Consider the following 25448-nt stretch of genomic DNA (forward strand, 5'->3'; position numbering starts at 1 on the left):
TTAAGGTGATGGCGCTGCTAACGAAGATGTGTCGTCTATCCATTGCTGCAGTTGTCCTGACAGTTGTTCGCCAATACGTAAACTACGTAATAGCTGATAAATGTTTTCTTGGTGGCCGTAATTTAAGGTTACCAAGCGCGGGCTGACTTGTTGATTACGCCCAATAAGCTTTACCTGCATATCCAGTTGCCCATCTTCGGCAAAATCTACCTCGGCTGCAAGTGTTTCATAATCAAAGTCTTCTAATAAGCTTAACGCAAAATCAAGAGAAGCATGCTGCGCCTTAACCGCCACTAAGGATTGATGAGTTAGCGAAATATGACCGCTCGGTTCTACTACCGCCAGCTCACCATCAGTAATCGCGATGCCTTGCTCACCAAAGCGCATCGGTAAACGACCCGATACCGAGCCATGCATACTTAAACCCAACTCAGGATACAGCTTAACTAACTGCTCTAACTGAATTTTCTCTAATTTTAGTAAGGCCGTATTTGGTAACGCTAAAGGCACTTCTTCAAGCTGAGCTTGCCCACCTAATACCTTGAAAGAAATATTCTGCAATAGCAGACTTTGCCATTGAGTTATCGGCGAAAACGTAGGTTGCTGCCAGTGCAGAGCAAGCTCTGTTAGGGGAATACCAATATCCCATTGTGCCAGCGAAAGCTCACCTTGATGCTGCCAGCCCAGCTGAGGTTGATAGCTAAACGCACTGGTTATGCTTGCATCATCAAAACGTAACTCTCCCCACAGTGCATTGATTGTCGTGGCATCAATCTGCCCTGTTAGCTGTTGCGATTGCCAAGTAAAATCCACGGTAGCGGCAGCGGATAACAAATTTGCTGGCTCTGGCAAATCAATAAAGGCTTGTTGCAGGGGAAGAAGGTTATCGCTGCTTAAGCGACCTTTAACAGCCAGTTCAGGGCTTAGTTGCCAGCTGCCGGAGCCTTGGGCTTGCCAATCATCAACACTCACCCGCCAAGAGTCTTTGGTTAATTGCCAGTTTGCCGCAGGTAAATTGATGTCGGCAATACTTAAGGGCGAACTTGCTAACTTTAAGTGCCAGTTGTTCCATTGGCTTAGCTTGGCGGTAAAAGAGGCATCGATCTCTGGCAAGTTAAGCGCGCCTTTAAGTTTCAGCTCCTGCCCCACTAAACCACTTAGCGAAAAATCGAGATTATGTAGTCGCGAATCAGCTAACCAGCGTTGTTGGCTAAGCGTGGCTAAACGCGCTAAAAGCATTTTGTCTAACATGCCGCTCAAAGAGATATGGCTGCTTTTAGGCAATATCAGTAAACTAAACTGACTAGTCGAATTGGGGCCTTGCTCTTGATAGTTAAGCTGCCATTGCTGACCTTGCTGTTTTAACCCAAGCTTGCCCTGAGTAATTAACTGCTGGTGAGCGCTAAGCTGCAAGTTTTTCACTTCAATCTGGCTAGCACTCAATGCTTGAGGAAGCGCCAACAATTGTTCAAACATTTGCTGGCTGGCAGCCTGTAACTTTGCGGGGTCAATAGTCTCAGAACTAGCGTCTGGCTCGGTATCTAGCAAACAAGACACATCTAGATGTACGCTCTCAATACTCACAGATAGTGGGATGGCAGTAATACTCAACCCTTCGGTATGCACAGCCGGGCATCCGCCCCACTCACTTTGAGCCATCGCAGCAAGCAGCTGAGTATTCGCCAAGCACACGCTACTAAAAACACACGCCATAAAAACGCATATATTTAAGCTAAGAGTTTGAATAAAACAAGGGCTCTTCAAGGCTGAATGACGGGCCTTTCCACGCAAGCGATTACTTCCATTTTGGCTTAAGGGTATGTTTGAATACTAAGCGTTTTTGCCTTGAATAACGAGCAAACAACTTGCTCAATAATTATTTGAGCTTGACGAATCAGCTAAAAGCGACAAAAACTTAAGACTATTAATCAGTTTTATTAGCCGCCGCATTCTTTTTCTTATCAAGGAGCTACGTATATGGGTGTAACAGTAACGCGGGGAACACGCTAATGCCATGGTGGTGGTTTTTGGTCATGACCATCATCATCGGCATGGTGGTTTTTCAACTATGGCGTAACGTACAGCAGCGCCGCTGGGATTCGCAACAACCCTTACACAGTTTGTGGGTAACAGTGTCTAAACGTGATGAAATTCCGATAACCCGTCCCGGTAAAGAAAATGAAGACTTACACACTCGCTACCGCTATTTTCTTGAATTCACCCCCCTTGAGGGAGGTGAATCACGCCGCTTTCAAGTTAAGCGTAAGCAGTTTAATCAGCTTACCCAAGATCTTGAAGGCGAACTCACCATTCAAGGTAGTCGTTTAGTGAGCTTTGAAGCGGGCCAAGCGAGCGCGCAAGATAGCGAAGGGCAATAAGGCCACCAGCAGACCCGCGGCTATAAACATCGCGCCCAATGCATGGTAGGCCGCTAACTGTTCGCCCAAAAAACTCACACTAAGCACCGCGCCAAATAACGGCATTAAATGAATATATTGACCAGCAAGATTAGCCCCAACAATTTTTACTCCGTAGTTCCAGGCTAAATAAGCCAGTAAAGAAGGGAAAATGGCGACATAGGCCAAGGCAGCCATAGCATCATAACTGAGGTTAAACGCGGCTTGTGGCAGGTTTAGCCAATAAAATGGGCTAAGCACTAACGAGCCTACCACTAAGGTACAACCTAGGAATGCTGCACCACCTAGATCGGCGGGCTTAAAACGCAAACCTATTGAATACAGTGCCCATACTAACGATGACAACACGATCCATGCGTCACCTTGATTAATGCTTAGGCTGGCGAGTTGCTGCCATTGGCCTTTTACTAACAAAGCCAATACCCCAACAAACGACAAACCAATCCCCAACAATTGCCGAGCAGAAATTTTTTGTTTTAGCGCTATCCAGCTCACCAGCAGAATGAATATGGGAATCATTGAATTAATAATGAGGGCGTTGGTAGCCGTAGTGCTTTGCAAACCGATATACACGCAAGAGTTGAAACCTGCCACACCCAAACACGCTAAAGTGCTAATACGCAGCCAATTAGCTTTAATTACTGCTCGCTGGCGCCACATACTGGAATACAACAAGGGCATGGCAATCAACATTGCTAAGGTCCAGCGCCAGTAAGATAAAGACATGGCCGGCACTTGGTCTGAAATATAACGGCCTGTAACAAAATTTCCGGCCCAGAATAGCGGCGGTAAAACCAGTAAACCATAGGCCAACAGCTTTCCTTTCATGAAACCTTCCTTTCTCACTCTAGACCTCAAGCACTTAGGGCTGTTAGGGTATAGCATCAGCCGGTGATTTGCAGTACTATCCGCCATCGCGCTGATAGCGTTTTCTAATACAACATTAATTCATGGATAACGATCAATGAGTCTACTCGAGGCTATTAATGCAGGATTGCATGTAACAGCAATTATTTTGCTGGCTGGTGCGCTGTACTCTGAAGCCTTTCTGTTTCGCCGTGGAATGAACGAAGACGACGTTAAAAAGCTGTTATTAGCCGATGCCACCCACGCATTTTCTACCGTGCTGATTTTTATTACTGGCGCGCTAAGATTATTTATTTTCCATAGCACCAGCCAAACTTACCTAGACAATCCATTTTTTGCCTTAAAAATGCTGCTATTTTTTGTGGTAGTGCTGTTATCTCTTTACCCTTCATCTACCTTTTACCGTTGGCGCCGAGCCTTAAAGCAAGGTAAACCTTCAATGATTAGCTACCGCCAACACTCGTCGGTCATTTGGCTAATTCGTTTAGAGCTAGGGGTGTTATTGTTAATCCCAATGTTGGTAACGTTAGCGCGTGCCGGGTTTGGTAACTAAACACCGTTTTACCTCTTAAACGAGCAATTAAGATCTAAAGTTACCTTTAGGCTGTTTTTGTTGTCGTGCCTGTTGTATAGATAAGCACAGCGAACAACACTTAGCGTTTGAGGTTTACGATATGCCTACTCCATCTTTCCGGCTCAGCCAAGAGCATGAGCTCGACACGGTGTATCCAGAGAAGATTGATCCCTATTGGCAAAAGCATGCTCAGCCAGCCAGCTTTACTGGGGTGAATGGTTTAAATATTCACTATGTAAAAGTCACTGCAGAGACACCAAACCAGCAGGCAATAGTAGTATCTCCTGGGCGAACCGAAGCTTACCTAAAATACGATGAACTGGCCTACGACTTGGCTCAACAAGGCTATGATGTTTTTATTATCGACCACCGTGGCCAAGGGCTATCAGACAGAGAGTCGGCTCGCCACCAGCCTGGTGATGTGGCGCAGTTTCAATATTATGTAGACGACCTGGCTCAGCTTATTGAACAACAGGTGCTTAGCCAAACCTACTCACACCGTTTTATATTGGCCCACTCTATGGGTGGCGCGATTGCCGCCCATTACTTACAGCAGCACCCCGGTATATTTAACGCGGCGGCGCTATCTGCGCCTATGTTTGGTATAAACCTAGGATTAGTGCCCAAATTAATTGCCACCTCTCTTGCTGCAACAATGAGTCGATTAGAGCACTCATTACAACGCGGTCCTTATTATGCGGTAGGCCAATCTAACTACAAACACTGTGGTTTTAACAACAATCACCTTACCCATAGTGAAGCGCGTTTTAAGCAAATGCAGCAGGTTTATCTTAGTTACCCACAAATACAACTTGGCGGCCCAACAAATCGTTGGCTTCACCAAAGTTTTACCGCTATGCAGCAGATAATAGAACACGCCAAGAGCATTAATCTTCCACTATTATTACTACAAGCTGAGCAGGATTCTATAGTTACCGCAGCTGCCCAACGGGCCTTTTTTAAGGCGATGACCAGCTCGAATGATCAGGGGCAATTTAAGATTATCGCCGGTTCACGACACGAGATACTGTTTGAGCGCGATACTCTTCGTAACCCAGCGTTAAACAACATTCTCGCGTTTTTTGCTCAGCATTCTAACTAGCAGTAACCCGCTTTAGTGGTTTACCAAGGAGCTAATATGTATCAACTTATCGCCACTGATTTAGATGGCACGCTGTTAAACGGCGAACATCAAATATCTGAACACACAATGCAAACGGTTACCCGCTTGTACCAGCAAAACGTGAAGTTTTTAATTGCTACTGGCCGCCATTATATTGATGTAAGACCGATCGCCGATCAGTTTGATTTCCCCATGTATTTAATCACCTCAAACGGTGCACGAGTGCATAACAAACAAGGCGAAGTGCTGTATCGAGCCGATTTAAACTCTGAGCAAATCCAAGGCATTTTAGATATTTCAGCTAAGTATCCACTACACCGAAATATTTACCATGAAGACAATTGGTACGTTGAACAAGAAAACGAATATGTGCGCTCGTTTAACCAACACTCCGGCTTCAATTATCAAGTCACGCATTTTGAAGATTTAGAGCATCAGCATATCTGTAAGCTATTTTTTGTTGCCGACCATGAAATATTGCTTGAGCTGGAAAAAGAACTGGTGGCGAAGTTTGGCGATGCACTAAACATCACCTTTTCCCTTACCGATTGCCTTGAAGTAATGACCGCTAAAGCTAACAAGGGCGAGGCCCTAAATGCAGTGTTACAACAAAAATCTATCTCTGCTGAAAATTGCATTGCCTTTGGCGATGGCTTAAATGACAAGGAAATGCTGGCTTTGGTAGGAAAAGGTGTGATCATGGCCAACGCGCATGACCGTTTAAAGTTGACTTTACCTCATTTAGAACAAACACTTAGCAACAAAGAAAATGGAGTCGCTGAGTTTCTTATCGGCACTTTCAAGTTGTAGCGGTATTTAAAAGGGAAAGGTAATGAGGTTTGTTAAGGTACTTGGCATTGCAGCAGTAAGTTGTATCAGTTTATTTGCGTGTTCTCAAACGCCACCTCCCGCCCCACCCAAAAAGGTTGAGCCAGTTAAAGTAGCGGTTAAACTCAACCCCGCCACTCAGCTTACCGGCCAACTTCAGCTCAACAAACAAGGGGCTATATTTACCCCCTGCCAAGGCAGTAGCCAGTACTGGGTAGAGTTTTCTTCAGCAGACAAACAACTGCTAGAACGCTTTGCCGACAACAGCCAACTACACGTAGAAATGATGGGCCGCTTCGATAACGTAAGCAAGCAAGCTCCACAGGCTGACTATATTGCTAAAATTGTTCCTGAAAGCTGGCAATACCTAGCGTCTGAAGGCCCTGGTTGCGAGTTTAGTGTTTCCGAGCTTAGCGCTTGGGGTAACGAACCTAGCTGGCGAATAGATGTAGAAGAAAACAAAATTCTGCTCAGCACGATGTCTGGTGCAGCCAACCAAGCAATTACTCGCAGTGGTATAGATAAAGGCGTTCATTTTTGGCAAGCCGGTGCTGACCTTTACCTTAGCGTAACCAAGCAGCAGTGCATGGATACCATGGCCGACAGCGTGTATCCCTATACCGCAGAGCTCACCTACAAGGGTAAAGTATACCAAGGTTGTGCCCGCCGCCCCTTCGAGCAGCATGTAGACTTACTCGCCGGTTATTATCAAGTAAAACTGCCTACTGCATCGGGATCTGGCCGAGTGGTAGATTTAACCCTAAATGGTGATTTTAGCGCCCAGCTACAAAACACCTATTTAGAACAAGACAAAAGCTTTGTTGAAAAAGGTTATTGGTACCCACTAAACCAAACTAGCCTGGCATTTACCGTTAGCCAAAGCCGTAATCAGCAAGTTAAAAGCGATATGATTTTTGATTGGGACGGACGCCTACTGCGTTTACGCAACCCAGAGTCTCAGCAACAAGGCAGCGCTGGCCTTAATATGATGAAAATGAACGGTCCAGCCATGGCGCATAACAGTAAAACTAAAAAGACTTACCATCAACGCAGCTTTGAGCCCGCCACCTTAAAGGCCAGCAGCGAATACAACCCTGAGGTAGAGGCGGCATTAAAGCAGTACTTCAAGTTGCATCGCACCGAGCTAAATGGCACCAAGTACCAATGGTGGAAGTTTGATTTAAACGGCGATGGTAAAGACGAAATTATTAGCTACGTAGACTGGTGTGGTAGCGGCGGTTGTAGTTTATTGGTATTTGAAGCCAAAGATAACAATCACCGTTTCTTAAGCAAAACAACGTTAGTGCATACGCCGTTCTTTCTGGCCACATCAAGCAATGCCCGCTGGCAAGATTTATTAATACAAGTATCGGGCGGCGGCGCCACACCAGGGCTGCGTTTATTACGCTTTGACGGCCTAAGTTACCCGCTAAACCCTAGCGTTCAACCAGAGGCTCCTTCGCCAGCCCCTGTAAGCGGTATTACCTTTCAAGCTGAAGCCTTTAGCTCTGGCGCAGGGCGAGCGCTTAACTAGCCACAGACATTGCTAGCTCAATCTCAGCGCTAGCGTTACAATGCCCCTGATTTTTCAGGGGCAAGTTATGACACAGCAATTCGACGTAATCATTATTGGCGCAGGCGCTGCAGGTCTAATGTGTGCTGCTACGGCAGGCTATCGCGGCCGTTCGGTATTAGTCATTGATAACGCTAAAAAAGCCGGTCGAAAAATACTAATTAGTGGCGGTGGCCGTTGTAACTTTACCAATCAACACGTCGCGCCAGACAACTTCCTGTGTGAAAACCCTCATTTCGTTAAATCGGCATTAGCCCGCTACCCTTCTAGCAACTTCATCGAATTAGTAGAACGCCATGGCATTGAATACCACGAGCGAGACCACGGCCAACTATTCTGCAATGACAACGCGAAAGAGATAGTAGACATGCTGCTTACCGAGTGTGATTGGGCGGGTGTAAGCATCAGCCTACGCAGTGAAATTAAGTACATTAAACAGTTAGCAGGACAACAGTTTGAAGTAAGCGCTGGCGGTCAAACTTACCAAAGTAACGCCATAGTGATTGCTACAGGCGGCTTGTCTATGCCTAAATTAGGCGCTACGCCTTTTGGCTATAAAGTGGCTGAACAATTTGGCTTAAAAGTGCTCCCTACTCGCGCAGGTTTAGTGCCATTTACTTGGCATACCGAGCAGAAAGAACGCTTTGAAGCGCTCTCGGGCATTGCCGTTCCGAGCTGCATAACCGCCGCCAACGGCAAGCAATTTAGCGAAGCCCTATTGTTCACTCATCGTGGCCTCTCTGGCCCCGCCATTTTACAAATATCAAACTATTGGCAACCCGGTGAAGCCATTGGCATTGATTTACTCCCTAAGCAAAATGCCGCAGCACTGCTAGAACAAGTATTGCTACAGCACCCCAAACAAAGCCTTAAAAACACTCTAAGCCAATGGTTACCCAAACGCTTAGTAGAAGCCCTGTTTGAAGAAGCCATGCTAGCCAAAGCACTAAATCAACTTGGCCATGGCGAACGCGACAGCATTGCCGCTCAACTCAACAATTGGCAAATCACCATGAACGGCACCGAAGGCTACCGCACAGCCGAAGTAACATTGGGCGGTGTAGATACCAACGAACTTAGCTCTAAAACCATGGAAGCAAACAAGGTAAAAGGTTTGTACTTCATAGGCGAAGTAATGGACGTAAGTGGTTGGTTAGGCGGGTTTAATTTCCAGTGGGCGTGGGCCAGTGGTGTTGCTTGTGGGTTGGATTGTTGATTTGTTTTGATTGAATCAAAACAAAAGGAGTGGCACTTGTTAAATCCAAGCCACTCCATCGCAAACGAATTACTGAGTAGTGTTGGCGTAGTCTGGCAAATGACTAAAACTATCAGCATCACATTCAAAATATCGTTTTTTTTCACCCTCGAGTAAAGTCACACTCAACTCACCCGTTACATCATCTAACTCTTCGCTATGATAATCACTAACAATAACTTTTATATTATCAAGCTTGAATTCTACGCTATGCTCATCAACCATTGCGCGATGGTAACTACTTTTAATAAAGGCATCAGGCTGGCTGCTGGCATCAAAGCTGTACCCTTCTGTAACTAATTCAGCCAAATGAAAGTCATTAATACCAGCGCATAATTTTAGAGCAACAAGCTCTGGCTCAGTTGAACTGCACACGAAAACTTCTTTCTTACATTCCTCTGCAACACTACATGACATGCTAAATATCGAAACGAGAGCAACTAAAACCTTATTAAGAAATTGAGAACTAAACATACTTTTTATACGCCTTTTCCAACTTAACATCGTATTTATTCACGTGATACTGTGAGCCGTTATAACCTTTAGCAAAAGCAGCCCAATCTTTTGTTTGAATATGCTTGGTTAAGTTAGATTTTTCGACAAAAGATGCAAACGCATCTAATTGTTTCCGCTCTGAGCTGAACATTGCAGAAACAAAACTCTCTGCAGTTGAAAAACCCGCTAACTTGTAATTGAACCCCATAATCTGAAACCGCCCCCACGAAGCAGCTTGTATAGCAGCGTTTGAATTCAGTTTAATGGCTTTCTCCAATCGCTTATATTCAGCAATACCACCAGCATATAAACTTCTATTCCACGTTCGACTAGATATTTCGGGGTGACTGGTGTCAAAAATTCGCTTGGTTAGCTTGGAAAAGATATGAGCTTCGAAAAGTATCTTCGGCTTGCCATTGCTGAAAAAGGCGTCCCCGGAGCTTTCTACTTCAGCTACAGCTTTAACTGCAGCAACTTCACATTTCAAGGCCTTTGCTACAGCTTCAAAGTCTGACTCTAGAAGCTTCTCACTATTTCCAATTACTGGTAACGAGTACTTTTTTAAAGCGGTTAAGTCTAATTTTTCATTTAATTTACGATGACTTCGACCATTCGCGTCAATCTTGCCGTCCGGGCGCACCATGCCAACGACTTTCTTTTGAAAGACTTTAATCGCAGCTACAGTTTTTGAATTTTCTGGCTTTGAGCCTAATTTTCCGTCTACCACTAACTTTTTAGTCGGTGGAATTTGTCCCAGTATTTGGTTCAAAGCAGCTTGTACTGCTTTTACATCGTTGGGTTTATTTGTGCCACCCATTCCGACTGATTGAGTGATTTGTAACTTAGCCATTGTTGTTCCTTGTACAAAGCTATATTTAAAATATTTTTATTACGACTTCTCGCTAACTACAACGATAATGCTACCTGTGCGCAAAGAGGGGCTTAAAGTGACTCTGCCCCCCGTTTATTCTGTTCCTGATACAAAGGAAATTGAACGAACGCTTTGAGCTTTGCTGACTGGCAACAGTAGAGAAGGTGATAATGACAACTAAATCTATAGAGAGCCGTAAACCAATTATTATATTTATAAGACTAAATCTTGAGTTCCAACTTGAATTGAACCATTTACTACTTTTACTCCAAGTCCTAATTCAGGCTCCCATGAACAAGTATAAATAATACCCAAATACATATTTGATTCAGACGCCTGGGGAAGAAACACAGTTTTAAGATCGATAATGCTAATCATTTCATCTGTTGAGTTTATTTCGGGAGCTAACTCATCTCGAGCATCAATACCAAATTTTGTTCGGTACTCTTGATATGACTCTTTGTAGTGAGCAAAAATTTTGTCATTAACTTCAGACATCAGCGCGGTTGGGTCGAGCAGCAAATGTCTAAAAGACCGCTTTTGCAATTCTGTTATTTCTTCACCTTCGTAACATTCAATTACAAGTTCGGCTTGCCTAACTTCAGAAAAAAAAGGTAACGAAACAGCACCAATCCAAGAGTCATCGTATTCTAAACATCCAAATAGCTCATCGTTTACATTCATTATTCACTCCGCTGTTTTCCTCGCTCTAACTCTCCAATACCACCCATATGGCCGAATTTACCATTTAGGTCAGTATGAACCAATTCCATGGTTGTTAAATCTTCAACCTCATGCCAAGTATATTTACTTTCCCTTCTCCAGTTTCTCACCTCGGCTGGTGAGACACCTTTCTTCTCAGCAAGAGCCTTATCAGCTCGCCTAAAGTTCTTATCTCTAGATGTAGTCATATCAATTTCGACAGTTCCAGACGAAAAAGGATTAAAATTTGGGTAAGCGTTCTTATAAGCTACGCCTTTGTTATCTGTCAGTGCGTTAACTTCTGGGTCTATATGATTGAAAGTAGACTCACCCCTTTCACCAGTCCACGTTCCATTTACTGGAGTTTGTTTCAATCTTTCTGAATACGTACTTCCACCTTCAAATACAACATCGGGTATTTCTTTGTCACTTGTCTCAGATGGCCTGCCCTGCGATTTCCACTCGTCAATACTACCATCACCACCATTGGCCAACCAAGTGCGATGCCCTAGCTCATCTTGTGCGGCTTGTTTTTGAATGAAGCCATCAACGTCGTCTGAACCGGCTCCTACTTCAGCCGAATAAAACAACAAAGCCCAAGGAGGTTTTGGTATTAAACCCCTCAGCGGCGAAGAACTAGCTACGGCGTAAACAGATTGATTAGCAGCCTGACGACCAACGTATTGCCCTAATACTTGGGAGCCAGATGATGCTAGTGGTTGTGCCGCTGGTGCTAATAGCGGTAAGCCAGCTAACAGCGGTGCTCCATCTTCTTTACACAAGCCCAACGGATCTACCCAATTAGTCGGGCTTGGCGTGTATTGGTAAAGGTTTAAGCCGCCGAGCAGTTCAATTGGGTCTTGCTGTATATACCTGCCCTGCTGCGGGCAGTAGTAGCGATGAAAGTTGTAGTGCAAGCCGCTTTCATCATCAAAATACTGGCCTTGAAAACGTAGTGGGTTGTCTATTTCGTTGATGCTGAGTTGTTCAATCGCGCCATAGGCTTGGTAGTGGGCTTGCCACACTATGTTGCCTTGCTCGTCACTTAAACGAATGGGCGTGCCGATGTGGTCTAAGTGGTAGTGGTAAACCTGGCCCTGTTTAATCATCGCCAGTGGGCGGTGGCTATTTGGCTCGTATACGTACCAAGTGAACTGGCCTTGGCTGTGTTCACCGATTAGCGTTTGGCCTTCCCACAAGTAATCTACTTTGCCTGCGGCGGTAGTTTTGCTGGCGCGGCGACCCAAAGCATCGTATTGGTAAAGGGTATTGCTGCCTGCTTGGCTAATGCTTACCAATTGATTTAAGCCATTAAATACTCGCTGTTGGCGAGCCTTGGCTTGGCTGGCGCTTACTTGGTTGCCATAGCGGTCGTATCGATAACTGCGCTCATTAACGCTAATCAGTTTATCGCCCACCCGCTCAGCTTGTTTTGGGTTGGCAAAGCTATCAAACTCAAACTGCTGGTTGCTTTCACTTAAGCTGCTAGCTTTACTCAGCTGGCTCAGTGCATCGTAAGCATAATTTTTACTGCCTAGCTCGCTGTCGTTTACACCGATAAGCTGGTCGCCCGCATCAAAGCGATAGTCACGCGCTATACTGGCAGCGTCGCCTTGGCCTGTTTCTGTTATCCATTGCTGCTTAAGCAAGCGGCCTTGCGGATCGTATTCGTTATGTAGCTGATGGCTATTGCTTAAATGGCGCCCCGCCTCTTCGCCCGCATCGGTAAAGTGGCGTTGCACAATGGCTTGCTGGTTAAACTTAAGCTCGGTTAATCGGCCTTGCTCATCGTAGTGGTAACTCAGTTCGCCACCGTCGGATAAGGTGGTGTGGCTACGTAAGCCCTGCGTATTTAGCTGGTGCAAGGTTTGCCAATTATCTTGCCAGTGTTCTTGTAACTGCCCATTAGCAAAATAGCTAAAACGGCTCTTTCGAGCAGCGTTATTGGCAGACGCTGTACGGCCGTTAATATCATAGGCAAAACTATTGATGAGGCTAATACCGTCGCTACCGGTGCTGCGCTGCTCTATCACTTGGCCGATGGCATTGCGCTTTAATTGAACCAGGCGCTCGCTGTTTTCAGCGACTTGGGTAAGTTGGCCAACCAAATTGTATTGGTAAGCTTGTTCACGCCCATCAAAACCAATGGTTTTGTTAATCCGTTCGCAGCTGTCATATTCCAGTTGGTAAGTTTGGCCGTCACTACGTTCAATGCTGGTAAGGTTACGCTCTTTGTCATAACTAAATGCCAACCAAGAGCCGTCAGCGTTTATCTGTTTACTGGGCTGCGATAAACCCTCGTATTCAAAACTGGTGCTGCGGCCCAATGGGTCGGTAACGCAGCTAACGCGCCCTGCATCGTCATAAGCATACTTGCGCTGTTGCTTATTTTCTGGTGAATCTTGATGATAACCCACAACACTAATCACATTGCCTTGTGCATCGCGTTCGAACTGGCTTACCCAACCGTTTACATCAACTTGGCCATTGCATTCACCAATCGCGTTATAGCTATAACGTGTTAACGCTTTACCTTCTTGCTTGGCACTGAGTAAACCCTGTTCGTTCCACCAGTACGTTTGCGTAACTTGGTTGCTGGCCGACTTATTCACTAAGCGGCTTTGTGCATCGTAACGATAATGCGTTACTACACCCTGTACGTCAGTTTCCTGAGTTAATAAGCCAAGGCTATTAAATTCACGCTTAAGGTTTGAACCGTCGGCATAATCAATCTGAGAGATAAAACCCAAACGGTTATAGTGGTAACGGGTAAGGCTTTTGTTGGGATGTTGCTCTGCATCCAACTGGCCTACGCTGTTGTAATGAAAACGACGAGTGGAGCCGTTTGGGTCTACCTCTGCCACTTTTCGTTGCAGCTCATCATATTCATATTGCCAGCTTGCGCCGTCGGGTGCAGTTTTCTTAAGGATTTGCCCCTGAGGATTGTGCAAGTAACTCCAGCAATGATTAAAACTGTCGAAGCTGCGGCTAATACCCTGCTCAAGCTCATATTCAAAGCGATAGTGATAATGCTCGTTATCGCCCCACTGCTCTATACATCGAGCATGCTGGTTTGAGCCATTCCAACGAAAATAATGTGAAAAACCTGATGCGCGGGTACGTTGAATTAACAAGCCTTGCTGGTAACGGTATTGCTCTTGTTGGTTTAAACGATTGGTGGCGCTAACTAACTGATTGTCATCATCATACGCGTAACTGGCGTAAATCTGCGCATCCGTTGCTTTACTGCTACGCGCTTCCACCAATCGGCCTTCTAAGTCGTAGCGTAAGAACAATTGCTGGCTGTGATTCACCTCAACACTGGTTAAGCGCTGCGCCGCTGAATAACGCAAGCGGTAAGTGGTATCTACACCCTCAGACATTTTGCTTAATAACCAATGCTGCTGATCTTTGGTAAATCGCAGCAATTTGCCGTCGCTACCGCTAATAGTGATTTCGTCAGTTTGATGCTGCAGCACTACGCCAGATTTTAGCTGGCTACTTTTGCCGCCAAGGGCAACATAAGGGAAAAATTGCTGATGACCCAAGGCATCGGTAAATAACCAACCGGCTTGTTCACCGGTTTGCTCTTCTAGAGAATAATGAAAGTTGTGGCGCCAACCTACTCCCATCCCCTCATTGATATGAGACAAGCTTGAGCGATAACAACGCTGCCAACGCAGAGCGACATGACCGCTTAAACAAACATCTTCTAGCTCCAGTACTTCTTCGCCGCTGCTCATTACTACTGGGTCGCCACAGGTTTGAGTATCCTGGTGGTCTACCGCTTGCTCTACCGCGTCGTCACTGTGTTTATCTTTACCGTTACTTTGGGTCTTCGAGCGCCCTCCCGAAGCTTTGGGTTCATTCAGGACGGATGAACTTCGGGAGGGTCTCGAAGAGGGGTTATGGCTAGGCAGTTGCTGCTCTTTTTGAGCATAAAACCACACCTCGCCATTAAGCAATGCACTAATCAATTGTTGGTGTCGGTCACCGTTTTTTTGATTAGACACTAAATTATATAATCGTTGTAATCCTTTACCGTTCGCATCGGCTACGCCGCCAAAGTTAGCTAAAAAGCTATCGGCTGCATTTGAGTCGTTAAAAGCCGGAGCGATTGAAGAGCGCTTAGTGCCAGAGAAAAACTCATAGGCGTAGCCGTCTATCCCTTTAACTACTTGTTTTTGGGTTCCATCCATACTGCTGCTCTACACCACTAAGCGACCCAAGCCAGCATCATTGCGCTGCGGTAGGTCTTATCAGAAATATCTAATTGAAAACTCACACCAGCATGCTTCTCTCGCTGGTAATGCATAAATAAGTGACACAAATTGTACAAACCGCTACATACACCCAAATCGCCAACGCGGGCGTCGGCAAAAACAACTTGGCTACGCGAACCGACGCAGTCTTGGAACTGCTGATAAGCATTTAGCCATGCATCCATTAATTCAGTATTTAATGCGCTGGGTAAATAACATTGCGTTAAGCTTTCGCCGCACTGTTGTCGATAGCGTTGAATAAGTGCGCTGACCGTGGCTTCAACACTCTTGTCGGGCGTTTGTACCTCGTAGCTCGCCCATGGGATCGTAAATCCTTTTTTAGCCGGTTGAAGGCTAGCAGCAATAAAACACTGGCTGGCCACACTCGGCGACTCACTCTCGGCAGCATTTGCTTGCAAGCGTTCGTCTTGGTGATACGCGACTAGCTGAATCGTGCTAATTGTTTGTTGCTCGAACAGCTTCAAAGCTTGCCGAAGCGCCAACTGCATAGCGCTTCGCCCATAAGGAAACAAATACACTTTAGTGGCTTGCTCCAAGGCTGGCGCTAACGCTAACAGCGCTTGATAAGCCTCACCTTTGGCTTCTTCTAACGGAGCCTCTGGCAACAGAACAAATACCGCGTCCGCGCTAAAATCAAAATTTTCAATGCGCTTAACGACATCTTCTGAAAAACTAAAATGACGCAAGCAGTGTTCATCACTCACCCGCAGTTGTGGCTCAAGCACTTGTTCGCTTAGCCCCAAAATATCGTCAAGTTGATGGTGTTTTCCGAGCAATAGCGCATCGATATTAAGCTGTAGGTTCACCGCTTAACCTATTAACACAGTAGGATTACCCACAACAATTTTGCCACCATGTGAGGTGGAATCACCTAAACGAGCCACAGCTTTGCCGCCCACCGTTACCGATGAAGAGCCAGCTGAAATAGTGTCCGGCGGACCAATACACACCAGTTTGTCACCAACACAAGCCACTGGCATACCGCCAGCGGTCACCGTGCCATTTCCACCCACTACTGGGCCGCCCACATGTGGCACCTTATTCTGAACTTTAGGACACACGTGAAATGACCCAAGCATTGCTACTGGCTTACCCATTACCGTTCCTAATTAAGTGAAATAGCTGGCGCTTTTAGCGCGATAGACGTGCCATTAATAGAAATAGAGGTGCCTTTGATATCGATACTGCCACCGCTAGAAAGCGTTATAGACGCGCCTCCTGCTTTAATGGTGATATTGCTACCAGCCACTAAATCGATGTTTTTGCCTACATCAATCACTAGGTTTTTACCCACTTTTTCAGACTGGTTCTCAGCCACTTCTACGCTAAGGTCTTTACCAATTTTTTCCGACTGGTTTTGCTTAATCTCGGTTTGCAGATCCTTCTCGGCCTGCATATACAGCAACTCTTTCCCGGTATCGTCGTCAAAACGAATTTCGTTAAAGTTACTGTCTCCACCGCCTTTGGTAGAGCGCGTTTTGATGCCAGATTGAGATTTTTTGCTCGGTAAACCGTACGGCGGCATCTGGTCGCCGTTATACAACGCGCCAGTAATGACTGGCTGATCCGGGTCGCCTTCTAAAAAGCTTACCAATACTTCTTGGCCTACTCGCGGTAAGAAAAACGCGCCATAGCGGCTACCGGCCCAACTTTGTGAAACACGGATCCAACAAGAGCTGTTGCCGTCTGATTTACCTTCGCGGTCCCAATGGAACAACACCTTAATGCGACCATATTTATCGACATGGATTTCTTCGCCAGGGTCTCCCGTTACCAAAGCCGTTTGGGCGCCATGAATCACCGGCCGGGCAGTGGCTTGGGAAGGTCTAAACAACACATCTGAGGGAATACAAGAAAACTGATTGTGCAATACTTGACCACTATTTTTAGCCGCACCAGTTTGACTAGCAATAGCGACACTCAAAGACAATTGAGTGATCAAGTAAGTTTTATTCACTTGAGCCGGATCTTCATGCGACTTAAAGCTAAAATATTGGCCAGCGGTAAAGGTGGCGCAGGTACTACCGCCGCTGCAAATAAGCGCATCACGCTGCATTGCTTCTAACGCAACGTTAGCCGATGTTTGTAACTGTGGATTAAACTCTGAGCCTGCGTAGTATTCAAATACTTCAGCACTTTTCTGCTGCTTGGCTAAGGCGGTATTTTGATGCTCACCCTTAGGTTTAGCACTCGGTTTTACAAAATCAAACCCCCCTTTACTTACCCGACCTGGCGTAATATTAAGGTTACCGCTCCAAGAAAATACGTGAGACTCGGATAATGATCCCGTGGTGAAGGCCACTTTGCTTTCATCGGCTTCACGATAGGCACTTAAGGCATCAGCCAATACCACGCTATGATTTGCCTTGGTATGTTCGATGAAGTAGAAAATACCCACTTCTTCTAACAAACGGTGAACAAAGGCAAAATCACTTTCGTTGTATTGAACCTTAAAGCCTAGAGTTGGATAGCTCGTTTTAAGCTCACTTTTAACTTGCACACCGTGTTCTGCCAATACCTTTTTAACGATTTCATCAGCACTTAAGTTCTGAAAAATTCGGCAGTTGGTGCGTTGCTTTAAAAAGTGTAAATGAGAGACAATTTGTAGCTGATAATCTTGAAATTTCTCACCATCAGCTTCACTGGGCACACGGCTCCCTAAAGAGGTCACACTTGCCACAACGCCATTAAAAAAACGGGTAACAGTCGATTTACCTTTTAGATAATCTAAATTAATGGTAACCGGCTTTCCAATAACGTCTTCTTCAGCAATTACTTGCCCATTTGTATAACAAGAAACATTAATTAAGAAAGGCGCAGAAATACCTTCCTGAATATCAAACTGAGTAAGATGAAGAACATCTTTACCCAAAGGAGTTTCTATTTGGATGATATTCTTACTTTGACTTGCCTTTTCCATATGCTTCATGTTCACACTATTTAAACAAAAAAAGCGGGATGGCAAGCCACCCCGCAGAAAGCCAATTACATTTGTTGGCCTTTAACACCGCTGTAACCGTAAACAAGCGGAGCTTGAACGTTACCTTGGTCATCAGTAGGAGTAACTGTCATCATCATTTCTGTGTAAGAAATAGTGATGTTTTCTACTGGACGGTCATCTTGAATTGATACTGAGTAGCTAGAAACCATAGCGTCAGTTAGTTCAATTTTCATGATTTCTTCGATTTTCTCGCCTTGCTTAGTAATATGGAAAACCGCTGGTTTACCTTTACCGATAGTGGCTTCTTTGAAAAGATCAGGAGAAGCTTTATCTTGCAGTTTTGAAATAGTGATATCACAAAGACGTGTAGAGCTAGCTTCACGATCTTGAGCAGTACCAGTGTGAGAAGAAATCTCACGAGCAACAGACCAATCTACTGCTAGTAGAGTAATCATGTCTTTGTACTGTTCAGCTGTCGCTTCACCTTTGATATCGCCGTACTTCAAATAAGTATTCGCTTGCATGCTAATTTCCTTTAGCTAATTAAATAAAATTCACCCTAATGGGTTAGTTTTCAAATGCGTCGATTTTAAAAACGCGCAAATTCTTTATTACAGTCATCAAATTTTAATAAAAGTGATAAACACATAAACAAATAAAATGACAACCATAAACATGGTAAGAGCCACATTATAGATATTTAGATCAATAGAAGAAACACTAATTACAACATTTCAACAGAATAAGTGTCATCTACCATATCAACGCTTATTTTCTGTATATCTTTACGCTGAGATATTGTTTCCAACACCACATTCGAAATTATTGGTAACAATTCATTCTGGATATTATTCTGGATTGCCCGAGCCCCCACATCTGCGTTTTGCGATTGGGCATTTAAATGCTCAACCACGTCCTCTGAAAAACTCAATTCAGCTTGGTAATTACGTGCAAAACGCTGCTCTACTCGACTTAGCTGTAGGCGAACGATTTGGTTGAGGGTGTCGCGATTAAGCGGCACAAAGGGGATCAGGTTTAGGCGGCCAATAAAGGCAGGCTTAAACACGGCGAGCAAATCATCACTTAAGGCTTGCTTTAAACCTTCAATGTCAGGGGCGGTTTCTTCATCCTCAAACAAGGCAGTGGTGGTTTCGGTTCCCACATTTGAAGTCATAATGATGATGGTGTTTTTGAAGTCGATGTCTCGACCTTCGCCATCTTTGATGGTGCCTTTATCAAACACTTGATAAAACACGTCTTGCACGCCTGGATGGGCTTTTTCCATTTCATCAAGTAGTACTACACTGTATGGCTTGCGGCGCACTGCTTCGGTCAGCACTCCACCTTCGCCATAACCTACGTATCCCGGAGGTGAGCCCACTAAAAGAGATACTTTGTGCTCTTCTTTAAACTCCGACATGTTAATAACCGTTAGGTTATCTTCACTGCCATACACTTGTTCGGCTAAGGTAAGCGCCGTTTCGGTTTTACCAGTACCACTTGGGCCGGTAAGTAAAAACACACCATTAGGTTTACGCTCATCACTTAACTGCGCGCGCGCGGTTTGCACTACTTTACTAATCAGCTCTAAGGCGTGATCTTGACCAACAATTCGCTCGCCCATTTTTTGCGGTAGGCTAAGAATGGTTTCCACTTCGTCCGACTGCATGCGCCCTAAAGGAATCCCCGTCCAATCGGCGATAACTTCAGCCACTAATACTTCGTCAACTTCTAGAAAAACCATTGGCTGAGCCACTTCAGCTAAGTTCGCTTTCAGCTCAATCAGTTGCTCACGAGTATCGTCTTCTTGCTGTTCTTCGGTGTTTAAAATGGCATCAGAATGTTGCTTGGCTTGTAGCACCATGCCTTGCTCGTCACGCCAAGTGCTTTCGGCTTGCTCAAAGGCGGTATTAGTGTCCACTAATTCTGCATTTAGCTGGCTTAATAACTCTTGGTGCTCTGAGCCGGTTAGTTGCTCACGTTCAAGCTGCTCAATTTGCGCAGTAAGTTGCTGCTGCTTACGTTGTAAACGCTCTACTTGAGCTGGCGTAGAAGCTTGGCTCATTGCTACACGCGCACAAGCGGTATCTAACAATGCCACAGCTTTATCTGGCAGTTGACGACCATTAATGTAACGGCTTGATAAACGCACCGCGGCTTGTAAGGCTTGGTCGCTAATCGCTACGCGATGGTGTTTTTCCATTACTGGCAATAAACCACGCAACATAACAATTGCTTTGTCTTCGCTAGGCTCTTCTACTTTTACCACTTGGAAACGGCGGGTTAAGGCAGCATCTTTTTCGAAATACTTTTTGTACTCTGCCCATGTAGTCGCAGCAATGGTGCGCAGCTCGCCACGCGCTAACGCCGGCTTAAGAATATTAGCAGCGTCGTTTTGGCCTGCCTGCCCGCCACTACCAATCAATGTGTGGGCTTCATCGATAAACACCACAATTGGAGTAGCAGAACTTTTTACTTCGCTAATCACCGCTTTTAGACGATTTTCGAATTCGCCTTTCATGCCTGCGCCAGCTTGTAGCAGGGCTAAATCAAGCACGTGAATTTTCACATTTTGTAGCGACTCTGGCACGTCATTATCGGCGATACGCTGGGCTAAACCCTCTACAACGGCTGTTTTACCCACACCCGCTTCACCAGTAAGGATCGGGTTGTTTTGGCGACGACGAGTAAGAATATCAATCATCTGACGGATTTCTTCGTCACGGCCTAAAATTGGGTCTAACTTGCCAGAACGTGCTTGCTCGGTTAGGTCGATAGTAAATTGATCAAGGTTTGGCGTTTTGCCAGAACCGCTAGCTTTGTTGGCAGGTGCCGCTTCAGCATTTTGGCTTAACGTTGGCCAAACCTGCGCTAACTGGGCCGGGTCTACACTTTCCAAATGCTTTAGAAAATGCATAGTATTGAAGCTAAGCGTGTCGTCATTCAATAAAGCATGAATGATGTGAATAGGGGCAATGTTGCCGCTGTCATATTCAATGGTGGCCGCCATCCAAGCTGCACTTAACAAGCTAACAATTTGCGGTGACAGGCCCGGAGTTTGCTGATTACCGGTTTTAGCACGCTCCAAATTACGATTTAAATCGCTAGTAAGGCCATCCAAATCTACGCCGAAGTGTTCTGCCACCAGCATTAAATCTTCGGTTTGGCCTTCACACATGGCCAATAACCAATGTTGGATTTCTACACTAAAATGGCTACGGCTATTAGAGAGAGCTGCTGCCGCTTCTAAACTTTGTTTAGCTGCTGGTGATAGCTTCTCTACCATTGATTTTAAAGTCATTGTCGACATCTATACTTCCTATAATCCTTTAAACAAAATCGTTTACGCGATGGGGATTTTGGTTTGTTCGTCCATACGCTTACTATTAATGGTTAGCGCGCTACCTTGGCCTAAGCCCAAGCCGCTTTTACCTAAACGCGAACTAGGCATATCGCGATAACGAGCCATTAAGCTCCAACGCGGTCGCACATGTGCAGGTAGGTATTCGGCTACTGTTTTTTGTAATAGTGTTAATGTTTTACTGCCCGGCAATAATTGCTGAGCCCGCAACTGGTTGGCGGCATGAATTTCAATCTCAAGGGCAGAACCTACATCCCATACCTTGCTACCCAAGGTGGCGCTGCGTCCAAGCTGAGCATGTTGCCCTTCAGGGTTTACGCGGCTAGCTAAGCTGCTTTGTTCTTCTTCGGTAAGCGCCAACCACTGGCCTAAACGCTCATTTATCACTACCTTGCAGCCAGACAGCGCTTCTACAATTTGTTTTAAACCTTGAGCACTACGAATTGACTGCGCAAACAAACCACCCAAAAACTGTTGGGTGTGATCAGAGGTGCCAGCCAAAGAATGCAAGGCCATAGAAATTGGGTCTTTCTTATCGGTTTGTAGCTGACGCTGGTACTGCAGTGGAAATTGGTACTTTTCCCAAGCGCGGTGATACAGCGAAATCAATCGATGATGAAAAATGTCTAAGAAATCACGCATTGATTCATCTTTTTGCTTACAGCGATCCATCACCCATTCGCTGTAATGCCTTGGCATTACGCCACTTGGCCCAGTTAAACCAAAGAAATTAACGTATACCTCGTAAGGCTGCTCAGCCGTATGAGGAACATCTACGCGCTCTAAAGCTTTACCAGGAAAACCTAAGTTTTGCGGCACCTTAAAGCGCAACGCTTCATGCTTTGGCAAGGTGTCTGAGCCAACACCACTATGCTGCGCGCCACGACTCGCTTGAATCGCCACTACGCTATGGTGGAAATCTTGCTCGCTACCGCTGTTTAAGGTATCAAATAACTTCATATCAGTGCTTAAGCCGCCTTGTATAAACTGCGTTGAAAGCTAGCACTTTGCTGCTGACTACAGTGCCAAGGAGCCTCATATCAGCTCCTTGTCACCGGCCATTGCTGGCCAGCGGTGCAATACATTGCTATCACCTAGCAATTTAATCGACAGACGAGTAAAGCTATTAATCGTGGTGTACTGCGCAAAGAAGTGCGCCAATACATTGCCAAAGAAAAACAGGTTAATACCAGAGAGATCTTGATTAACAAATTCCAGAATAATGTCTGAACCATGGCAAAAACCTACTCGACCATTTTGCACAACCCGTGCAGTGGCGCGTTCAATATTCACTTTCGCAATGGCTTCAATCAGCACTTTGGTTTGTGGTGATTGTTTAAAATCATAGAGTTGCAGTAACTCTTGCAACAGTTTTACCGCATTAGGTTGGCTAAAGTGATTCAGCGTTAAATGGCTAGCCAATTGCCAACGAGATGCATCAAACATCGCAGGGCGGATAGGTTCACTAAACGGCAGTAAACAACGTACATTTTTTAGTGAGTCAGCTCTGCTCGGAACCAAAATTGAAGGTTGACCGCCACCAAACGGTAAACGCGCCGGTAAATTACGGTTGCTGCATAAGGCTTTGGCCGATACTAGCCATTGGTCGTGCTCATCTATATCCAGCGGCTTAGCGTTACCATCAACCACTGCTAAATAACTTTCTACGCCTGGCTCATCATGTCCACCCGCCCATTTGTTGAGCTCTCGGCGTAAGGTCCAGAATAGGTTTCCAGCTTGCGGGTAGTGCGGTAGTTGGCTGCCATAAAACGGCGTAACATCCACACTATTGTCGTGTTGGTCAAAGGCTTCAACCTCCGTCACTCTCACGACTTCAGAGATATCAGCATCACGATAACGCGGCACCAAACGGTGCTCAAAACGTGCAGGGTCTAAACGTAAGGGCTCTAACTCGTCTTCAAACAAGTTAATCACTGGCACACAGCCCAGCATAATGTTGTCGGCGGTTAATTGTTTAGCCAGAATGTCTGAGTCAGAATCCAGATAGATGTATAAGTCCACTTCATGTTGTTCACCAAACCAACTTGGGTCTAGATCTTGTAGCTCAAAGAACATGAATTTTTCTGGGCAGAGAAAGTGCTCAACCAGCAAGCGATAACCATTAAAAGTACGCTGGTCATAGGGCACTACTTTTTCATCGTCGCCAAAACCTACCGCACTAATATGCCGTGCTTGTAGATATTGAGTGGCAGTTAAACTGCCCGGCGCCGCAAACGCCATTCCAACACTGGATTGAAATATCAGTTGGTATAGCTGATAACTTAATTGCGACTGACCATGAATATAAAAACGTAATTTATCGACACCTAAGTCACTAAACGCGACGTCATCAAATTCACAACTCAAACGCAGCTTTATTACCGCAGAGGCGTTCTTTTGAAAGTTAGGTCGCGGGGCTTTAAACGGCGCCCCTTCAAATTTGGCTTGAGTCACTTCAACTGGCCACATTTGAGTGTCGTAACAGGTATTAAAACGGCAATTTTTGTATCCAGGAACCTGGGTTTCTAATTCAGTACCTTTAGGGATCATCAAGCTATAGTCGGTGACGTTTTGCGTACTCATTTTAATCACTGACATCGACGGAATAGGCGCGTGATAATCAGGGTAAAGCTGACCTAGCAAGGCTTCGGTTAACTCAGGAAAACTATCGTCTAACTTCTGCCTAACTTGAGCGGTGAGCAGCGAGACACCTTCTAACAAACGAGAGACATGTGGATCTTCTACATTTTCTTCGCTCATGCGTAAGCGCCCAGCCACTTTTGGGTAACGCTCGGCAAACTCTGCTCCCATATGGCGCAGATACGCTAGCTCTCGATTGTAGTACTTTAATAACTCGTCGCTCATGCTCTACTCAACTATCTTGATGCCAAGACTTAGGGGCTCTACTTCTGAATCAAAGGTCATTTCTTCAGGCTCGGGATCGGCATGGCATAAGGCATGGATCCGTAATCGCATTACCCTGTCTAAGGGTTGCTCTTCACTCACTGTGGTCACCGACAAATCGATAAAACGAGGCTCAAATTTACGAATGGTTTGCTCAACAATTTGGCACAACTTGTCGCGACCATCTTGGCTACTTAACGGCATTGATGAAAAATCTGGTAAGCCATAGCTAAACAAAGAAAGATCCAACTCGCCGTACCATTCGGGCCAGGTATGCCAATGCAATTTGGCGTTCAACAAGGCTTCCAAATCTCGACGGATACTGCGTCGATATGCCTGACGACCATAATTGGAATACACGTTGGTTGAGTTAATATCCTCATCCAAGGTATTGCTCAATCGATCAAGCAATGAGAGTTGTAAGGCCGGTTGAACTGCGCTCATTATTCGGCGGTCTCAACTTGTTTGGTTTCAGTAAATGATTCCAGCTGCGATAAAGTTAGTGCGCCATCATTAACCAGCCATAGCTTTTGGCCACGGCCTTGGTAAAACTCACTATCTAGCAATGGCTGCCAATCGGTCTCACGGCCTAGTTTCTCAGCATCAGTTTCGCTGGCTAGGTAGGTCATTGGGATAAATACTTCGCCGGTTGGGCCGTCTTTAATGTCGATTTCTGCACGACGCCAAATGTGCTCAAACAAGTTATTGGCAGGCAATAGTTTTAACCACGTCACTTCAGAGAACGGCACCAAGTAATACAAACCATTAGAACCAAAGGCTTCCAGGTAACCCGCTAAGCTGTCATCTATATCGCGCAACTCGTCGCAGCTTTTTTCATTGATATCTAGCGGCGCGTTCTCGCGCAGGGCTTCCAATTGCTGAGCTGTTCTTTCAAGCTCTGGTTTATCTTGATTCAACAAGGCTAAACGCAGCTCTACCAAAGGAGTAAGGCTTTGTTTTGCACCACTGGTTAAGGTGGCGGTATCGCCGCCATTGGCAAAATCTACTCGAGATTGTGCAGCGTGCACGATTTGACGCATATTAAGCGCGCCTGGTACACATTCTGGGTGCTGCTTTACCAGCAAATCTAACTGCTGATCTGCTCTCTCTAGCTGACCGTCAATACATAACAACTCAATAAAGCTGCTGCGCGCTTCTAAATCTTTAGGTTTAACCTTTAAATGCGCGATGGTAGCGGCAATCGCTTCGCTTAATTGTCCTACTTGAATCAACTGCTTAATTTGTTGTTGCATC

The 25448-nt window shown here is 45.4% G+C and carries 21 protein-coding genes; 6 read left to right on the top strand and 15 right to left on the bottom strand.

Going from position 1 to position 25448, the window contains the following annotated elements; genetic code table 11:
• Window positions 1-1686, bottom strand: a complete 1686-nt coding sequence (locus tag Q4549_RS12230; RefSeq protein ID WP_303552127.1) for a YdbH domain-containing protein — start codon at window positions 1684-1686, stop codon at window positions 1-3.
• Between the two features lie 323 nt (window positions 1687-2009).
• On the opposite strand from Q4549_RS12230, the gene Q4549_RS12235 reads away from it, so the two are divergent.
• Window positions 2010-2378: a DUF2500 domain-containing protein gene (locus tag Q4549_RS12235; protein WP_303552129.1), complete on the top strand. Its 369-nt coding sequence runs from the start codon at window positions 2010-2012 to the stop codon at window positions 2376-2378.
• Here Q4549_RS12235 and Q4549_RS12240 read toward each other — a convergent pair.
• Entirely contained in the window at window positions 2325-3245 is a 921-nt protein-coding gene (locus tag Q4549_RS12240; RefSeq protein ID WP_303552131.1) for a DMT family transporter, read from the bottom strand. The genes Q4549_RS12235 and Q4549_RS12240 overlap by 54 nt on opposite strands.
• A 136-nt stretch (window positions 3246-3381) precedes the next feature.
• Between Q4549_RS12240 and Q4549_RS12245 the strand changes: the two genes are divergently transcribed.
• The 5 genes from Q4549_RS12245 (at window position 3382) to Q4549_RS12265 (ending at window position 8598) form a co-directional block, all read left to right on the top strand.
• The gene (locus Q4549_RS12245) at window positions 3382-3837 is read left to right on the top strand and encodes a DUF2214 family protein (protein WP_137672462.1); all 456 of its coding nucleotides are present in this window, start codon (window positions 3382-3384) and stop codon (window positions 3835-3837) included.
• Window positions 3838-3958: 121 nt separating this feature from the next.
• Window positions 3959-4960 carry an alpha/beta fold hydrolase gene (locus Q4549_RS12250; RefSeq protein ID WP_303552134.1) on the top strand — a complete coding sequence of 334 codons (1002 nt, stop codon included), beginning with the start codon at window positions 3959-3961 and terminating at the stop codon, window positions 4958-4960.
• Window positions 4961-4996: 36 nt separating this feature from the next.
• A complete protein-coding gene (locus Q4549_RS12255) occupies window positions 4997-5791 on the top strand; it encodes a Cof-type HAD-IIB family hydrolase (RefSeq protein WP_303514631.1) in 795 nt (264 codons plus the stop codon).
• Between the two features lie 22 nt (window positions 5792-5813).
• Entirely contained in the window at window positions 5814-7343 is a 1530-nt protein-coding gene (locus tag Q4549_RS12260; RefSeq protein WP_303552137.1) for a copper resistance protein NlpE N-terminal domain-containing protein, read from the top strand.
• A 67-nt stretch (window positions 7344-7410) separates the two neighbouring features.
• Window positions 7411-8598, top strand: coding sequence for an NAD(P)/FAD-dependent oxidoreductase (locus Q4549_RS12265; protein ID WP_303552139.1), 1188 nt, complete (start codon window positions 7411-7413; stop codon window positions 8596-8598).
• Between the two features lie 69 nt (window positions 8599-8667).
• Here Q4549_RS12265 and Q4549_RS12270 read toward each other — a convergent pair whose 3' ends face one another.
• The 13 genes from Q4549_RS12270 to Q4549_RS12330 all read right to left on the bottom strand — a co-directional run bounded on the left by Q4549_RS12270 (window position 8668) and on the right by Q4549_RS12330 (window position 25447).
• Window positions 8668-9111, bottom strand: a complete 444-nt coding sequence (locus Q4549_RS12270; protein WP_303552142.1) for a hypothetical protein — start codon at window positions 9109-9111, stop codon at window positions 8668-8670.
• Window positions 9104-9982, bottom strand: coding sequence for an N-acetylmuramidase domain-containing protein (locus Q4549_RS12275; RefSeq protein WP_303552145.1), 879 nt, complete (start codon window positions 9980-9982; stop codon window positions 9104-9106). The genes Q4549_RS12270 and Q4549_RS12275 overlap by 8 nt, the downstream gene beginning before the upstream one ends.
• A 234-nt stretch (window positions 9983-10216) precedes the next feature.
• Window positions 10217-10687 carry a hypothetical protein gene (locus tag Q4549_RS12280; protein WP_303552148.1) on the bottom strand — a complete coding sequence of 157 codons (471 nt, stop codon included), beginning with the start codon at window positions 10685-10687 and terminating at the stop codon, window positions 10217-10219.
• A complete protein-coding gene (locus Q4549_RS12285) occupies window positions 10687-14904 on the bottom strand; it encodes an RHS repeat-associated core domain-containing protein (RefSeq protein ID WP_303552150.1) in 4218 nt (1405 codons plus the stop codon). Before Q4549_RS12285 ends, Q4549_RS12280 begins: the two co-directional genes overlap by 1 nt.
• Before the next feature lie 17 nt (window positions 14905-14921).
• Window positions 14922-15794: a hypothetical protein gene (locus tag Q4549_RS12290; RefSeq protein ID WP_303552154.1), complete on the bottom strand. Its 873-nt coding sequence runs from the start codon at window positions 15792-15794 to the stop codon at window positions 14922-14924.
• A 3-nt stretch (window positions 15795-15797) separates the two neighbouring features.
• A complete protein-coding gene (locus Q4549_RS12295) occupies window positions 15798-16085 on the bottom strand; it encodes a PAAR domain-containing protein (RefSeq protein ID WP_137672473.1) in 288 nt (95 codons plus the stop codon).
• An 8-nt stretch (window positions 16086-16093) separates the two neighbouring features.
• Window positions 16094-17908, bottom strand: a complete 1815-nt coding sequence (locus tag Q4549_RS12300; RefSeq protein ID WP_303514654.1) for a type VI secretion system Vgr family protein — start codon at window positions 17906-17908, stop codon at window positions 16094-16096.
• A gap of 65 nt (window positions 17909-17973) precedes the next feature.
• Entirely contained in the window at window positions 17974-18453 is a 480-nt protein-coding gene (locus Q4549_RS12305) for a type VI secretion system tube protein Hcp (protein ID WP_137672475.1), read from the bottom strand.
• Between the two features lie 200 nt (window positions 18454-18653).
• Window positions 18654-21239, bottom strand: a complete 2586-nt coding sequence (gene tssH, locus Q4549_RS12310; protein ID WP_303514657.1) for a type VI secretion system ATPase TssH — start codon at window positions 21237-21239, stop codon at window positions 18654-18656.
• Between the two features lie 33 nt (window positions 21240-21272).
• A complete protein-coding gene (gene tssG, locus Q4549_RS12315) occupies window positions 21273-22250 on the bottom strand; it encodes a type VI secretion system baseplate subunit TssG (protein ID WP_137672477.1) in 978 nt (325 codons plus the stop codon).
• A 75-nt stretch (window positions 22251-22325) separates the two neighbouring features.
• Window positions 22326-24155 carry a type VI secretion system baseplate subunit TssF gene (gene tssF / locus Q4549_RS12320; protein ID WP_303552157.1) on the bottom strand — a complete coding sequence of 610 codons (1830 nt, stop codon included), beginning with the start codon at window positions 24153-24155 and terminating at the stop codon, window positions 22326-22328.
• 3 nt (window positions 24156-24158) lie between these two features.
• Window positions 24159-24638: a type VI secretion system baseplate subunit TssE gene (tssE, locus tag Q4549_RS12325; RefSeq protein ID WP_137672479.1), complete on the bottom strand. Its 480-nt coding sequence runs from the start codon at window positions 24636-24638 to the stop codon at window positions 24159-24161.
• Entirely contained in the window at window positions 24638-25447 is an 810-nt protein-coding gene (locus Q4549_RS12330; RefSeq protein WP_303552160.1) for a type VI secretion system accessory protein TagJ, read from the bottom strand. The genes tssE and Q4549_RS12330 overlap by 1 nt, the downstream gene beginning before the upstream one ends.
• Window position 25448: the final 1 nt, after the last annotated feature.

The sequence above is a fragment of the Agarivorans sp. 2_MG-2023 genome (assembly GCF_030548085.1).
In the GTDB taxonomy this organism is placed as follows: Bacteria; Pseudomonadota; Gammaproteobacteria; order Enterobacterales; family Celerinatantimonadaceae; genus Agarivorans.